Consider the following 14,890-nt stretch of genomic DNA (forward strand, 5'->3'; position numbering starts at 1 on the left):
AAGTGGCGTGAATCGTATAATTACAAGAGCCCAAGGAGATGAAGAACGCATGTCGATCAGCTTGAATGTGTATCTGGTTACAGACGGTAATGGACGTGAAGCGGTAGATTTTTATCAAAAGGCATTTGGAGCCGAAGTGCTCGCGCTTCAAACATTTGGCGACGGTCCATCTGACCCGAATCACCCCATCCCGCCAGAAGCGAAAGACCGTATTATGCATGCTTCTTTGCAGATTGGTAGCTCAGTATTAATGTTGTCTGATACGTTTCCAGGTATGCCGTACACTGTAGGTAATCATGTTACGGTTACTGTGAACACGGATACGACGGATGAAGCCAAAGCGATTTTCAACCAGTTGCAAGACGGTGGCGAAGTGAAAATGCCGATACAAGAAACGTTCTGGAGTCCAGCCTACGGTTCGGTTGTCGATAAGTTTGGCGTACAGTTTCAGATCAGTGCTACGCCGGGACAAGCTTAAGAGTGTACTCTTCACTAATATAAACTTCAAATGGCAAAAACCTCCGCGGTCTGCTTTGAGCAGTTGTGGAGGTTTTTTGCTTTTTTTTGTAATGACTCGTGATTAATCTTCCTTGATTAGTCTTCCTTCTGAATCTTGGAAGGATTGTTGATTTTATAGGGAACCGGGTTACGTGTCAGCTTCTTCTTGATAATTTTCGCTTCAAACGTGATAACATCTCCCACTTCCAGTTCCTGTTTCTTAACCGTAGCACTGTGGCTGGACCAGGCTTCCCCAACATCGATGACGTCTGGCTCCGTTATGGTAACTGCTTCGTAGATGATGACTTCATCATCATTGTCAGAGAAATGATTCGGTACGGTGGTGAATTCTTTGACAACGGCACTCATCTTCACTTTGCCTTCGGGCAGATCAATCTTGACGCTCTTAGCTTTGCTTGCTGTTTTGGCTTTGGGTTTGGCTTCACTGGTTGCTCCAGACTGAGGTCCAACATACTCTTCTACAAGCCCATCCGGATCACCCTTCATCCCCGAGGAGAATTCATCTGTGTCCGTGTCGTCCGAATCATCCAGATCCGGCGGAATTTCATCCAGGTTAACCAAGGCATCTGGAGTTTGCGTAAGTTCAGCAGGGGTAACTGGTACGACTGTATCCGAAGTTGTCGATTCTGTGCTGCGATCTGACCCGGCATTACTTATGCTTCTGGCACTGTAACTGGACGCTTGCATTTCCTTCAGATAAGACGGGTGAATACAATGCTTTTGACCATTATCCAGTTGAATAACGGCTGCCATGTGATCGACATATCCAATGATGGTGCACGGCATGTTTAATCCGTTTCCTTTATAATAGAACGTTTTGAGTTTGGTCGCTTTACCGGAAAGCAGGCCCCACTCCTGACATTTCTCAATCAGTTCATCTTCGTTATCCAGCGCAATAAAATCCTGCGGTTCAATCATAAATGCGTATGTCATATGGAATTTCCGCCCTTCCAATCCATTCTTCATGTTCATCGTTTCCAAATTACAACCAGTGTATCACAAATGAGCATTTTGCATAAATCGAAACGCTGAAATCTGTACTCGAAGATGAAGATTATCAAAGCCTGCTCACAGAGGCCTATGCTATAATTTGATCAGAATATATGGTGGGAAGTTGTTACTATATATGTTGAACTAAAGATTATTTACACAGACACTACGATGACAGAACAACCTTCCAATCGCTGTTATCCCCAGATTTTTTCGATTCCCTTTTACTAAGGGAAAATCCGGTGATAAACGCGAAGCTTATGCTCCCGAAGTAGCTTTCTTGCAGAAAACTTTTAGCTTCGCTTTTTCAGGTTTTTTCTGTCCTCTCCGTTATTGTGTAAATGATTAGTTGAACTTATATAGCCTTGATATACATATATCATGAAGGGAAGATATGCATGGAGAAGAAGGTAAATCATCAAGCTGTATGGCTTGCTATAGGTGTTGCCATGGGAGTCAGCATTGGTACGGCTACACAGCAGCTTGGACTCGGGATTGCTTTTGGCGTGGCGCTTGGCATTGTGATTGGTTCGGTGGTTAGCAAACGTGCAGGGTCAGACTCGGAACATATGCTCAGCGAGCATGTCCGGGAATTGCACAAACCAGATGACTGGGAAGACGCGCTGCATTGCTCGCAGGATCATCCGGTGCTTATCCTGAAACACAGCACGACTTGTCCAACCAGTGCGAGAGCGTACAGAGAGTTTATGGCGTTTGTAGGCACCCATGCATCAGATCCCAAACAACCTATGGACTACCGCATCGTCAAAGTGATTGAAAATCGTTCGTTGTCCCGCCATATTGCAGAGGAAACAGAGGTTCACCATGAGTCACCCCAGGTACTTCTGCTCGATCAGGGGCAAGTCATCCATCATACCTCTCATGGCAAAATCACAAAAAAGAGATTATTGCAGTGGGCACAGAATCCATTTGGATAAATAGTAAATCTTATAGACCCGTTCTTTTCAGCCCATTGCTGAGGAGAGCGGGTCTTTTTTACGTTTTTTTTACACCCATGGAGGCATTTCTTTACCCCTTTTTTACAGCGTTTCATATTACGATTTTACATGTAGCAGGTGCAGAGAACGGTAGCGAGAGGGAGGAAGGGCACATGGTGAATGATGCCACGATGATTGGATTGGTTGTGCTGCTGTTTGCGGTGTTTTGGGGATTCGTGAAATTCTGCGAGAAGGCTTGAGGGTAGAGAGGGGGATGCCAAATGATTGTCATCGGCATGATTGTACTCGCACTGGTGATATATCTCGGTTATGTGCTGGTGAAGCCGGAGAAATTCTGATGCTGACAATGTGCGTAATGCACGAACAAGTGAACGTCGAATAGGGAGGAAATGCGGATATGGGTATCGGTGTAGTGCAAGTAGCGGTGACGCTACTTATCATCCTACTGCTGGTGAAACCGGTGGGAAAATATATAGTGAACGTGTTTGATGGACAGCGAACGGGGTTGGATCGGATTTTTGGCGGACCGGAGCGACTGCTCTATCGAGTAATGGGAGTACGCGAGAACGAATCGATGGGGTGGAAAAAGTACCTCACGGCTGTTCTCCTCTCCAACTTTGTAATGTTGGTGTTGATGTTTCTGGTGCTACGGCTGCAAAAGTATTTACCGCTCAATCCGGATGGCATCGGCAATATGCCAGCGGCGCAGGCATTTAATACGGCCGTATCCTTCATGACCAACACGAACTGGCAGTCGTATACGGGCGAGAACGCCTTGTCGTATCTGTCACAGATGCTGGCCGTGACGTTTCCGATGTTTACGTCGGCAGCAACGGGATTTGCAGTGGCTATTGTGTTCATTCGCGGGCTGATAGGCCGCCGGGATGAACTGGGGAACTTTTACGTCGACCTTGTACGGTCGATTACGAGAATTTTTTTACCGCTGAGCTTCATCGTGGCCTTGTTCCTCGTGTTCCAGGGGGTGCCTCAGACACTCGCGGGAGCGGTGAACGCAACCACGCTGGAAGGCGCGCAGCAGACGATCTCACGTGGACTGGTCGCCTCACTGGAGTCGATCAAACACATCGGAACGAATGGTGGCGGCTGGTTTGGAACCAATGCTGCACATCCATTCGAGAATCCGACGGCCCTGAGCAATCTGGTGCATATCGTCTGTATGATGCTGTTACCCACTGCACTGGTATACGCCTTCGGCTTGATGGTCAATAACCGGAAGCAGGGTTGGGCATTGTTCGCAGCGATGAGTTTTCTTTTCCTAGTGATGTTGACCACCGTATTTGTCTCCGAATATCGCGGTGTACCCGCGCTGGATGCAGTAGGTCTTCAAGGCAATATGGAGGGGAAAGAGGTTAGGTTCGGCATACCGGAGTCGGCCTTATTCACAGCGGTCACGACGGCGGCTACAACAGGTTCAGTCAACAATATGCACGAGTCGCTCACTCCGCTTGGAGGTCTTGTGTCACTGGCTCAGATGATGCTCAATAACGTGTTTGGGGGCAAAGGGGTAGGACTGATCAACGGACTGCTGTATGTGATTCTGGCTGTGTTTATCTGTGGATTAATGGTGGGACGGACACCTGAGTTTCTGGGCAAAAAAATCGAGGGCAAAGAAATGAAGCTCGCATCCATCGCCTTGCTCATTCATCCTTTGATTATTCTGGGGCCAACGGCAATCGCGCTTATGCGGCCCGAAACCGTTGCGTCCATCTCGAACGGGGGGATGCATGGCCTGACCGAAGTTCTCTATGCTTTTGCCTCGGGTGCAGCCAATAATGGATCGGCCTTTGCAGGACTAAATGCCAATACAGACTTTTACAACATCGCGATTGGTATCGTTATGCTGCTGGGAAGGTACGTTTCGATGATCGCCATGCTGGCTATTGCGGGTTCACTCGCCACCAAACGGGTTGTGCCTGTAACTACGGGCACGTTGCGGACACACACACCTCTATTTGCTGGCATTTTGGTCATGATGATCATTGTAGTTGGTGCGCTTACGTTCTTCCCGTCGCTTGCCCTTGGACCGATCGCAGAGCATCTGGCAATGATTCAATGAGAAATATGACAGGGGAGCAACAGAGGAATTGGTATAAGGACGTAACGTACGGAGGTGGCAGTGCACGATGAATGCAGTCGAACGAAAGAAGGAGCAGACGATGCAACACATGGATACAGAAATGTTTAGAACGAAGGGCAATGAGCCGGATAACAACCGAGGTAATATTCAACGTGATCCCGGATCGAAACGGTCGTTAAGCAAGGATATGATACTTCAGGCTTCACTCGATGCGTTCAAGAAACTAAATCCGATGTTCATGATCAAAAATCCGGTCATGTTTATTGTCGAGGTTGGTACATTCATTACGCTCTTACTCTGCATCAATCCCGATCTATTCACCGCATCCGAGGCTGGGTGCGGGTACAACATTGCCGTGTTTTTCATTTTGCTGTTCACGCTGCTGTTCGCCAACTTCGCGGAGGCACTTGCAGAAGGCAGAGGTAAGGCTCAGGCGGATACGTTACGCAAGACGAAGTCGGACACCCTGGCCAATCTGGTGCAGAAGGATGGAACAATCCGGCAAGTGTCTTCGACCCAGTTGAAAAAAGGCGATATGGTCCGTGTGGAAGTTGGTGAACTGATCCCGACGGACGGTGAGATTATGGAAGGCTTGGCCTCCATTGATGAATCGGCCATTACGGGAGAATCCGCCCCGGTCATCAAGGAAGCAGGGGGAGATTTCTCCTCCGTTACCGGGGGGACACGTGTCGTGTCCGACTACATCGTCATGCGTGTTCAGACCGATCCGGGGGAGTCATTTCTTGACCGAATGATCTCTCTGGTTGAGGGGGCACAGCGCCAGAAAACACCAAACGAAATCGCGCTGACAACCCTGCTCGCCGTATTAACTCTGATTTTTCTGATTGTCATACTCACGATGGTTCCAATGGCGAATTACCTGGGTATTCGACTGGATCTGGCGACATTGATCGCACTGCTCGTCTGCCTGATCCCAACCACAATTGGTGGATTGTTATCGGCCATTGGTATTGCCGGGATGGACCGTGTTACGCAGTTTAATGTGCTCGCCATGTCGGGTAAAGCGGTGGAAGCAGCCGGGGATATCGATACGTTGATTCTGGACAAAACGGGGACGATCACATACGGAAACCGTATGGCATCTGAATTCATTCCAGTTCAGGGCATTACTTCATCAGAGATGACGCGGGCTGCTTTACAGGCTTCTGTGCGAGATGAGACCCCGGAAGGGCGTTCTGTTGTGGAATTGGGAGGCAAACAAGGCCAAAGTTGGTCTGAGACGGAGTATGCCAATGCGGAAAATGTGGAATTCACGGCAGAGACCCGGATGTCCGGTCTGAATCTGAGTAGCGGAATGAAGATCCGCAAAGGTGCGGTGGATGCGATCAAAAGATATATTACTTCCTCAGGAGGTAGCATACCTGGTGATCTGGATGAGATTGCAAATCGTATTGCAAAGGCTGGAGGTACGCCACTTGCTGTGGCCATCGATGAACGAATCTACGGTGTGATCTATCTGAAAGACACTGTGAAGCCAGGGCTGAAGGAGAAGTTCGCTGAGATGCGCGCCATGGGCATCAAGACCATTATGTGTACAGGCGACAATCCGCTGACCGCAGCAACCATAGCGCTGGAAGCGGGCGTGGATGATTTTATTGCCGAAGCGAAGCCCGAGGACAAGATTGCGGCGATCAAAAAAGAGCAGCAGGAGGGCAAACTTGTCGCCATGACGGGCGACGGTACCAATGATGCTCCTGCTCTGGCGCAGGCCGATGTGGGCCTGGCGATGAATTCGGGCACCATGGCGGCCAAAGAAGCGGCCAACATGATTGACTTGGATTCCGACCCGACTAAGTTATTGTCGGTTGTCTCCATTGGCAAACAGTTGCTGATTACACGCGGCGCACTGACAACCTTTTCGATATCCAATGATATCGCGAAGTATTTTGCGATCATTCCAGCCATGTTCATTCTCGCTATGCCGCAGCTTCAGGCGCTGAATATTATGAATCTGGCTTCGCCGCAGTCCGCGATCCTGTCGGCGCTCATCTTCAACGCTATTATTATTCCGCTGCTTATTCCCATCGCGATGAAAGGGGTTAAGTATCGGGCGATGTCAGCCGAACGACTGCTTGGTCGCAATGTGTTCATCTATGGCGTAGGTGGTGTGATTGTACCTTTCATCGGCATTAAGCTGATTGACATGGTTCTGTCGGGATTTTTTTAACGAGATAACAACCCATATCAATATTGTCCTTCTATCCTAATGAAATCAGGAAGTGATCTGTATGAACATGTTCTTGACCGCCGTACGGTTATCCGTTGTGCTTATGCTGATATGTGGCCTAATCTATCCTCTCGTAACGACTGGCGTAGCTCAACTTCTCTTTCCTGCGCAGGCGAACGGCAGTCTGATTACGCAAAATGAGAAAATCATCGGCTCGTCCCTGCTGGCGCAGGAAATCCAATCGCCGGGGCTGTTCCAGCCCCGGGCATCAAATGCCAATTATGATCCAACGGCTTCGGCCGGTTCCAATCGCGCTGTAGCCTCAGAGGAGTATATCGGCGAGATGAAAGAAAAGATTGCTCAGCTTAGGCAGGAAAATCCGGGATTGAAGCAGATCCCTGCTGATCTCGTGACGGGTTCAGGCTCTGGACTTGACCCGGATCTCTCTCCCGAAGCCGCTGAGGCACAGATGCCGCGAATTAGCAAAGCTACAGGGCTTAGTGAACAGCAGCTTATGCAACTTGTAAAAGAGCAGACGGAAGGTCGTCAGATGGGTATATTCGGGGAACCTCGTGTGAATGTAACGGCTCTGAATCTGGCGCTGACAGCAGAACTGAAGTAACGAACGAACATATTAGCCTGCTCACGATATATCGGGAGGGGCTTTCTCCATTTTTATCTTCATAGTAAACAAGAAAGGGGGAGAGGACGGATGGAAGACAGCTTCAAGCGCAAATCACCGGAAGAGATGCTGAAGATGATTACGAAGCTTCAGCAGGGTACGCTCAAAATCTACATCGGCCCAGTCAGCGGATCGGGCAAGACGTATCACATGCTGCGGGAAGGGAACACGTTACGCCAACAGGGCATTGATGTGGTCATATGCGCCGTCTCCACGATGCGTAGACCGGAAACGGTGGAGCAACTTGGGGCACTCGAAAGGATTCCAAGCATTCACTGGGTACGCCAGAGTGATGATGTAGAGATGAAGGATCTGAACTTGGATGCACTATTGGCGCGTAATCCGGAGGTTGTACTGGTGGATGGTTTGGCACATCGCAACAGAGAAGGTGCTCGGTATGCTACCCGGCTGGAGGATATTCAGTTTTTGCTCCGAAACAACATCAGTGTCATGACAACGGTGAATGTGTATGAGCTGGAAGGCTATACAGAGCTGGCACGACAACTTACGGGGATCGCAGCAGAATATACGGTGCCTGCCGATACATTGGAGCTTGCGGATGAAGTGAAGCTGATAGACGTCACACCAGAAACCTTACTGAGCCGTCTGGCAGAAGGTCATCTGAAGGGGCATGAGGGAGAAGCAGTTTTTCGTCAAGGCAATCTGGGTATTCTGCGCGAACTGGCCCTGAGATTGGTTGCAGAAGGGGTGAATGAATCCCTGCGTGAGCATCGGGAGGAGATGGGAATTACCGTCACAACAGGCATCATGGAACGGATTCTGGTGTCCACGCAATATCATTGGAATGGCTCCATCTATATCCGGCGTGGACAACAGATTGCCAAACGGCTGAATGGTGATCTGTGCGCCGTGGTTTTTCGGAATATGAAGCAGCCATTAACCAAGGAGGCAACCGTATTTCGGCGCAATATGATCAAGTTGGTGGAGAAGTTTGGCGGCCATATGGAGGAACTGTCCGTATTACACCGTCGCAACATCCCGTCTACGCTGGCGCGTTACGCCATGGAGCACCAGATTACCCGGATTGTGATGGGACACTCCCGGCGTACACGCTGGCAGGAACTGTGGCAAGGGTCCGTTGTTAACTCGCTGCTGCGCAGATTACGTGGTGTCGATCTGTTTCTGGTTGCTGATCGAGCGGCCCGGGAGGGTGAACGTGTGGTTCCGGCTAAAGTTAACGATGTGGAGTCGCTGACATACCGCAGACTAAGCGAGCAGGAAATGAAGGAACAGATTGGCCAGATTCAGCGCGGTACATTCAAAATATATATCGGAGCCGCACCAGGTGTAGGCAAAACCTACATGATGCTTCGGGAAGGCAATGATTTGCTCCGTAAGGGCATCGATGTGCAAATCGGTTTGCTGGAGACACATGGCAGGGCGGAAACCGTGGAGCAGATGGGTCACCTGTCTGTGATCCCTCGCGCGAAGCGCGTTTATCAGGAGACTCGTCTGGAAGAGATGGACACGGAGGGTATTCTGCAACTTTGTCCGGAAGTGGTGCTTGTGGATGAACTGGCGCATACGAATGTGCCCGGAAGTGTCCGGCAAAAGCGTTATGAAGATGTCCTGCTCCTGCTGAATGCAGGCATCTCGGTGATTACCACAATGAACGTACAGCATCTCGAAAGTCTGAATGATGCCGTTGAACATATTACCGGTGTTCGTGTCCGCGAGACCGTACCCGATCGGATCATTCAGATGGCGGATGAGGTGCAGTTGATTGATGTCGCGCCCCAGGCCTTGCGGCAGCGCATGAGGGAGGGTAAAATCTATGCAACTGCCAAGGTCGAGCAAGCCCTTGCGAATTTCTTCAAAATCGGTAATCTGATTGCCTTGCGAGAACTTGCCCTGCGCGAACTGGCGGACGATGTCGATGAACGGCTTGAAACACAGCAGGCCAAAATTGCACTTCGAGGACCTTGGCGCAGACAGGAAGCGGTCTTTGTATGTGTAAGCAGTGATCGTCATGCCGAGCGGCTGATCCGGCGCGGATTCCGCATGGCTTATCGTCTAAAAGCCATCTGGCATGTACATCATATCCACATCGGTGAGTCCATGAGTGACGAAGTGAAGTGCCATCTGGAAGCGTTGGAGCAGCTGACGATTCGGCTTGGTGGCCAATTTCATATTCATCACAGTCCAAGGCTGTGCGATGTACCTGAGATTTTGGCAAGAAAGGCATCGGGGGCAAGAGCAACCCAGCTGGTGGTCGGGCAGGCAAGACGGGTGTGGTGGCTGAATGGCTACCGCGGCTCAGGGTCGGTGGTCAACCGACTTGTACGCTTGTCGCGGCATCTGGATGTATTAATCGTTGCAGATTATGATTATGAACTGAGCGGGATGTGAATGGATATTGTCTGAACAAATAAAAAAAGAAACGCAGGCAGCCCACGGGAAACGGGTTCCGGCATATGTATGGGTGACCCTCGGGGTGACGCTGCTAACTTTACTGCTTCATGCCATCGGCATGAGTGGTGATTTGGTTAATGTAGCGCTTATATATCTGTTTCCCGTCCTGGTGAGTGCCGTGTATTGGGGAATGGGGCCAGCTGTATATGCCGCGAGTTTTAGCGTCATTATGTTTGACTTCTTCTTTGTGCCGCCATATCTGAGCTTTACGGTTGAGGATTTGAGATATCTCATCTCCTTTGTTGTGTATCTTGCAGTAGCGATCCTGACAGCAAGTCTTGCAGGTCGTTTGCGACAACAGTTGGAGAGGGTAAAAGCACGCGAGGCCACGACGAACTCCCTGTACGCATTGAGTCGTCAGATGACAGCTATTACGGATCTGAATACGTTGCTGGTTAACATTGCAACCCAAGTATCGCTTACCCTGGGTAAGCCAGCAGCTGTGTATCTTCCGAATGGGCAGGGGGATCTGCTGGTTACAAGCTCTTCTGCACCCGCATCAGAAGGGGAAAAGGATGGCTGGGGAGATGGAGAGTCGGAGATTGCCATTGCCAAATGGGTATATCATCACGGACAGATCGCCGGTAAAGGATCATCTACTCTGCGCGAATCTCCCGGACTTTACGTGCCGTTACGCACAGAGGAGCAGATTCATGGCGTGCTCGCCGTAAGCATGGACGCTGGCGAGATTCATGAGCAGCAAGAAGAGCTTCGTCTGTTGGAGGCATGCGGAGGACTGGCCGCAGGTGCTATTGCCCGAGTGAAGCTGGCGGAAGAGGCCAGATTAGCGCAGATTACTGCTGAATCAGAGCGCATACGCACAGCGCTGCTGGATTCTGTCTCTCATGAATTGCGTACGCCCCTAACCGCCATTATCGGCTCGGCTACAGGATTGTTGGAGAATGATACGCTTTTTACACCCGAGGATCGGAGAGAATTAACAGGCAACATTCGGGATGGAGCCTTGCGTATGAATCGTCTCGTCACAAATCTTTTAGGTATGGTTCGGCTGGAGAGTGGCATGTTGCAACTGAACCGGAAATGGTGTGACGTGGAAGATATAATCAGCGTTGTACTGACACAAGTTCGGGAATTCAGTCCGCATCGTAACATTCAAGTTGAACTTCCTGATGATCCGGTGTTCATTTATGGAGATGAAGTATTGCTGGAGCAGGTGCTGGTCAATATCGTCAGCAACGCCATCAAATATTCGCCCGACGAGACCCAGATTGTCATCATTGTGGCGAGTGACAGAAGTCCGAATCAATTGACGATCATGGTTGCTGATCAAGGCATCGGTATACCAGAAGCAGAAAGAATACGTATATTTGATAAGTTCTATCGCTCAGAGTCGACTCAGCATGTCACAGGGACGGGGCTTGGTCTGGCGATCTGCAAAGGCATTGTGGAAGTGCACGGAGGTACCATTGTGGCAGAGCCGAATCCGGGCGGGGGAACGAGAATGCGCATAGATATCCCCATGGAGGCTCAGGGATCACGGTTTCCCTATTCAGAACAAGGAGAGGTTGAAGAATAACATGAACGCACCACTAGGGGCTCGCATACTGGTGATCGATGATGAGCCGCAGATTCGCAAATTGCTCAAGGTCACCCTTCAGGCACACCAATTCGAACTCCACGAGTGTGGGGATGGCGAAGAGGGCGTTATTCAGGCCAGTATTGTACATCCGGATCTGATCATCCTTGATCTTGGTTTGCCGGGCATGTCTGGCATGGAGGTACTTCGCCGGATTCGCGAATGGTCACAGGTACCGATTATTGTGCTGACAGCGAAGGATCAGGAGGGAGACAAAATTGCCGCGTTGGATGGTGGTGCAGATGATTATATAACCAAACCATTCGGAATGGGTGAGTTGGTCGCCCGTATTCGGGTGGCGCTACGTCATGTAGCCAAAACGACAGATGAACCCATATTGCGTTTCGGATCACTGACGGTTGATCTGGCCCAAAGGCAGGTTGAACTGGAGGGGGCTTTGGTGAAATTAACTCCAACGGAATATGAGATGCTGAAGGTGCTTGCCTCCAATGCAGGGAAAATCATCACTCAGCGTCAGCTTTTGCAGCAAGTATGGGGAGGGCATCATCATGAGTCTGACAGTCATTACCTCCGGGTATATGTGGGACATTTGCGTAAAAAATTAAAGGAAGATCCGACGAATCCCCGATATATTCAAACGGAGCCTGGCATTGGTTATCGCTTTTTGCTCCCTGCCGAATAAGGTCCAAGGGAGCGAGACATTTCTTAACCATGATGTGATGCACGATTTCAGTTCGTGAGCGCCATGGAACGAACAAAACACCATCCCCTTTAACAGCAAAGGAAACGGTGCTTTTGTATTATGATGTGTATTTTGGCAACCAGTCGCCGTGAGCCTCAATCAACTCATCACACATGGCTACGATGTCATCGATAGACAGTTCTGCAGCTGTGTGTGGATCAAGCATGGCGGCATGATAGATATGCTCTTTTTTTCCAGTAATTGCCGCTTCGATTGTCAGCAGTTGCGTGTTGATGTTTGTCCGGTTCAATGCCGCGAGTTGTGGAGGCAGATCACCAATGTACGTAGGGCTGATTCCTGATCCATCGACCAGACAAGGTACCTCGACACATGCCTCACGCGGCAGGTTTGTAATCAGTCCGTTGTTCATAACGTTTCCGCCAATCTTGTAAGGGTTATTCGTCTCCATCGCTTCGATAATATGCGATGCGTATTCACGGCTGCGGGTATGTTCAATATTTTCGCTGGCAAACAGCTTGGTACGCATTTCTTTCCAGCCTTCAATCTGGTTCACACAGCGGCGGGGATATTCATCCAGTGGAATATTGAAGCGTTCAATCAGCTCCGGATAATTCCGCTTGATGAAGTAAGGGTGGTACTCGGCATTATGCTCAGAGGATTCCGTTACATAATAGCCAAAACGCTGCATCAGCTCAAAACGAACCATGTCGTCATGCTGTTCCTTCTGTTTTTCCTTCGCCCGACGTTTAATCTCGGGGTACAGATCCTGCCCGTCTTTGGTAACTTCGAGCAGCCACGCCATGTGGTTGATCCCTGCAATCTTAGCCACAACACCTGTCTGATCGATCCCCAGTGCATCAAACAGATGTGGTACACATACCTGCACACTATGACACAATCCTACAGTTTTGATCCCACCATGCACATTCATGACGTTGGTAAGCACGGCCATCGGGTTGGTGTAGTTCAGGAACCACGCATCTGGACATACTTCCTGCATATCTCGGGCGAAATCCAGCATGACCGGAATCGTCCGCAAGTTACGGAAAATTCCGCCAATGCCGAGTGTATCTGCAATTGTTTGACGCAGTCCGTATTTCTTCGGAATCTCGAAGTCTGTAATGGTACATGGATCATATCCACCGACCTGGATAGCGTTGATGACATATTTGGCCCCGCGCAGCGCTTCTTTACGGTCATGATATACGTTCACAACGCAACGACTTCCAAGTGAACGGGCCAGACTGGTCAGCAAACGCTCTGAATCGCTCAAACGTTCAGCATCGATATCAAACAATGCCAATTCAAAATCCTGCAGTGCTTCGGTCATCATGACATCACCCAATACATTTTTGACAAAGACAGTGCTACCTGCACCGAGAAATGTAATTTTATTCATTTAAGTTTAGCCTCCCTGAAAAATGTTGTACCCCAACTATAGGCCGATTCGGCACATATAACTATGGCTCAACCCCTCTCAAACATGTCATAATCCCATTTTTGTGCCCGCTTTCAACTAATATGGAAGCACTTTAGCTGTTATAATATAAATAGACCAAATGAAGAGGTAAGCGGAACGAAGTCAGGATGGAGGGCGAAAAATGAGTCGCATTGAGATGAATGTGGTTCCCGCAGGCTGGACACAGATGGAGCTGATGTTGTTGTTTTTTGGGTGGGAGGCATGTGATCCTGCGCATTATTGGGGACCGGGTGTACGTGATTCTTACATTGTGCATTACATCCATGAAGGACGGGGTACCGTGTACATGGGGGATCAGGAATACAAGCTTAGCGAGGGACAGGGATTTGTCATTCTCCCAGACATACTTATTCATTATGAGGCAGATCCGAAGGAGCCCTGGACGTATTCGTGGTTTGGTTTTAAAGGCGTACAAGCCAAAGCATTCATGCAACGTGCCCAATTGAGCCCGGAGCACCCGATATATGATGCCCAGGATACAAATACGATGGAACAGTTGTATACAGAGATGGTCCAGGCTTCCACGCGTCCGGGAGGCGATGTTTTGAACCAGAGTCTCTTGTATCGCTTGGTGGCAGAATTAATCTCTTCTTCGCCTGTGAAGGAAGAAATAGGGAAACTCCTTTCGAACAAAGAGACGTACATCCGGCAGGCGGTGCAGTTTATGGAGAACAGGTACAGTCAGCGGACCTCCATTCTGGATATTGCCCAAGCTGTGGGACTGGATCGCACGTATCTGTCGGGATTGTTCAAAGAGCGATATGGCATGTCGCTACAGTCCTTTTTTCTGGAGTACCGTATGAATCGGGCTGCCGAACTTCTTCAGAATCCAGGGCTGTCGGTCAGTGAAGTGGCCCATTCTGTCGGTTATACAGACCCATTACTGTTTTCCAAGATGTTCAAGCGAGTGACGGGTGTGTCTCCAAAGGGTTCGAGAAATCGAGATTAGACGCACCTAGTGCTTCAAATTTAAAAGAAAAGTTTTGATCATTATTCGTCGTCCCGCTAAACTGATACAGAAATGTATCTGAATATGTGATACTTGGTGCTTTGCCCGTCAGGGTGGAAGCTTAATAGGGAAGTCCTGTGTAATACCGGCGCGGTCCCGCCACTGTAACAGAGAAGTCAGGTAGCGATAATCCACTGGTTTAGACCGGGAAGGAGCAGTAAGTGACGATGATTCCGGAGCCAGGAGACCTGCCAGGTTTAAGAAACACAGTAGTACCCTACGGGAGATAGGAAGGTGTTTAGAAAGCATGATTTTTTCTGAAAATCTGTTT

The 14,890-nt window shown here is 49.5% G+C and carries 12 protein-coding genes and 1 riboswitch; of the genes, 10 read left to right on the plus strand and 2 right to left on the minus strand.

Annotated features, from left to right (window positions below; all coding sequences use genetic code 11):
- The first annotated feature begins 49 nt into the window (after positions 1-49).
- Entirely contained in the window at positions 50-478 is a 429-nt protein-coding gene (locus MKY95_RS01235; protein ID WP_036616351.1) for a VOC family protein, read from the plus strand.
- A gap of 116 nt (positions 479-594) precedes the next feature.
- Here MKY95_RS01235 and MKY95_RS01240 read toward each other — a convergent pair whose 3' ends face one another.
- On the minus strand, positions 595-1,452 hold the full coding sequence (locus MKY95_RS01240) for a hypothetical protein (RefSeq protein ID WP_036616428.1): 858 nt from the start codon (positions 1,450-1,452) through the stop codon (positions 595-597).
- Between the two features lie 455 nt (positions 1,453-1,907).
- Here MKY95_RS01240 and ytxJ point away from each other — a divergent pair, with 455 nt between their 5' ends.
- The 8 genes from ytxJ (at position 1,908) to MKY95_RS01280 (ending at position 12,109) form a co-directional block, all read left to right on the plus strand.
- A complete protein-coding gene (gene ytxJ, locus MKY95_RS01245) occupies positions 1,908-2,447 on the plus strand; it encodes a bacillithiol system redox-active protein YtxJ (RefSeq protein WP_051447425.1) in 540 nt (179 codons plus the stop codon).
- Positions 2,448-2,524: 77 nt separating this feature from the next.
- Positions 2,525-2,707, plus strand: a complete 183-nt coding sequence (locus MKY95_RS01250; RefSeq protein WP_036616354.1) for a hypothetical protein — start codon at positions 2,525-2,527, stop codon at positions 2,705-2,707.
- A 164-nt stretch (positions 2,708-2,871) separates the two neighbouring features.
- Positions 2,872-4,545, plus strand: a complete 1,674-nt coding sequence (gene kdpA / locus MKY95_RS01255) for a potassium-transporting ATPase subunit KdpA (protein ID WP_036616430.1) — start codon at positions 2,872-2,874, stop codon at positions 4,543-4,545.
- Between the two features lie 208 nt (positions 4,546-4,753).
- On the plus strand, positions 4,754-6,754 hold the full coding sequence (kdpB, locus tag MKY95_RS01260; protein ID WP_051447432.1) for a potassium-transporting ATPase subunit KdpB: 2,001 nt from the start codon (positions 4,754-4,756) through the stop codon (positions 6,752-6,754).
- 61 nt (positions 6,755-6,815) lie between these two features.
- Positions 6,816-7,376 carry a potassium-transporting ATPase subunit KdpC gene (gene kdpC, locus MKY95_RS01265; RefSeq protein WP_036616357.1) on the plus strand — a complete coding sequence of 187 codons (561 nt, stop codon included), beginning with the start codon at positions 6,816-6,818 and terminating at the stop codon, positions 7,374-7,376.
- Positions 7,377-7,466: 90 nt separating this feature from the next.
- Positions 7,467-9,806 carry a histidine kinase gene (locus tag MKY95_RS01270; RefSeq protein WP_036616360.1) on the plus strand — a complete coding sequence of 780 codons (2,340 nt, stop codon included), beginning with the start codon at positions 7,467-7,469 and terminating at the stop codon, positions 9,804-9,806.
- A 7-nt stretch (positions 9,807-9,813) separates the two neighbouring features.
- Positions 9,814-11,406, plus strand: coding sequence for an ATP-binding protein (locus MKY95_RS01275; RefSeq protein WP_235200847.1), 1,593 nt, complete (start codon positions 9,814-9,816; stop codon positions 11,404-11,406).
- Between the two features lies 1 nt (position 11,407).
- The gene (locus MKY95_RS01280) at positions 11,408-12,109 is read left to right on the plus strand and encodes a response regulator (RefSeq protein WP_036616366.1); all 702 of its coding nucleotides are present in this window, start codon (positions 11,408-11,410) and stop codon (positions 12,107-12,109) included.
- 118 nt (positions 12,110-12,227) lie between these two features.
- Here MKY95_RS01280 and MKY95_RS01285 read toward each other — a convergent pair whose 3' ends face one another.
- Positions 12,228-13,529 carry an alpha-glucosidase/alpha-galactosidase gene (locus MKY95_RS01285; RefSeq protein WP_076320072.1) on the minus strand — a complete coding sequence of 434 codons (1,302 nt, stop codon included), beginning with the start codon at positions 13,527-13,529 and terminating at the stop codon, positions 12,228-12,230.
- 202 nt (positions 13,530-13,731) lie between these two features.
- On the opposite strand from MKY95_RS01285, the gene MKY95_RS01290 reads away from it, so the two are divergent.
- A complete protein-coding gene (locus MKY95_RS01290) occupies positions 13,732-14,559 on the plus strand; it encodes an AraC family transcriptional regulator (protein ID WP_076320073.1) in 828 nt (275 codons plus the stop codon).
- A 77-nt stretch (positions 14,560-14,636) separates the two neighbouring features.
- Positions 14,637-14,830: riboswitch (cobalamin riboswitch) on the plus strand.
- Positions 14,831-14,890 lie beyond the last annotated feature (60 nt).

The sequence above is a fragment of the Paenibacillus sp. FSL P4-0176 genome, from assembly GCF_037975265.1.
Classification (GTDB): domain Bacteria; phylum Bacillota; class Bacilli; order Paenibacillales; family Paenibacillaceae; genus Paenibacillus; species Paenibacillus amylolyticus.

Coding starts and splice junctions, on each gene's coding strand:
- kdpB (WP_051447432.1), top strand. CDS start 4,754: ATGATACTTCAGGCTTCACTCGATGCGTTCAAGAAACTAAATCCGATG.
- MKY95_RS01280 (WP_036616366.1), top strand. CDS start 11,408: ATGAACGCACCACTAGGGGCTCGCATACTGGTGATCGATGATGAGCCG.
- MKY95_RS01235 (WP_036616351.1), top strand. CDS start 50: ATGTCGATCAGCTTGAATGTGTATCTGGTTACAGACGGTAATGGACGT.
- MKY95_RS01285 (WP_076320072.1), bottom strand. CDS start 13,529: ATGAATAAAATTACATTTCTCGGTGCAGGTAGCACTGTCTTTGTCAAA.
- ytxJ (WP_051447425.1), top strand. CDS start 1,908: ATGGAGAAGAAGGTAAATCATCAAGCTGTATGGCTTGCTATAGGTGTT.
- MKY95_RS01290 (WP_076320073.1), top strand. CDS start 13,732: ATGAGTCGCATTGAGATGAATGTGGTTCCCGCAGGCTGGACACAGATG.
- MKY95_RS01240 (WP_036616428.1), bottom strand. CDS start 1,452: ATGACATACGCATTTATGATTGAACCGCAGGATTTTATTGCGCTGGAT.
- MKY95_RS01270 (WP_036616360.1), top strand. CDS start 7,467: ATGGAAGACAGCTTCAAGCGCAAATCACCGGAAGAGATGCTGAAGATG.
- kdpC (WP_036616357.1), top strand. CDS start 6,816: ATGAACATGTTCTTGACCGCCGTACGGTTATCCGTTGTGCTTATGCTG.
- MKY95_RS01250 (WP_036616354.1), top strand. CDS start 2,525: ATGGAGGCATTTCTTTACCCCTTTTTTACAGCGTTTCATATTACGATT.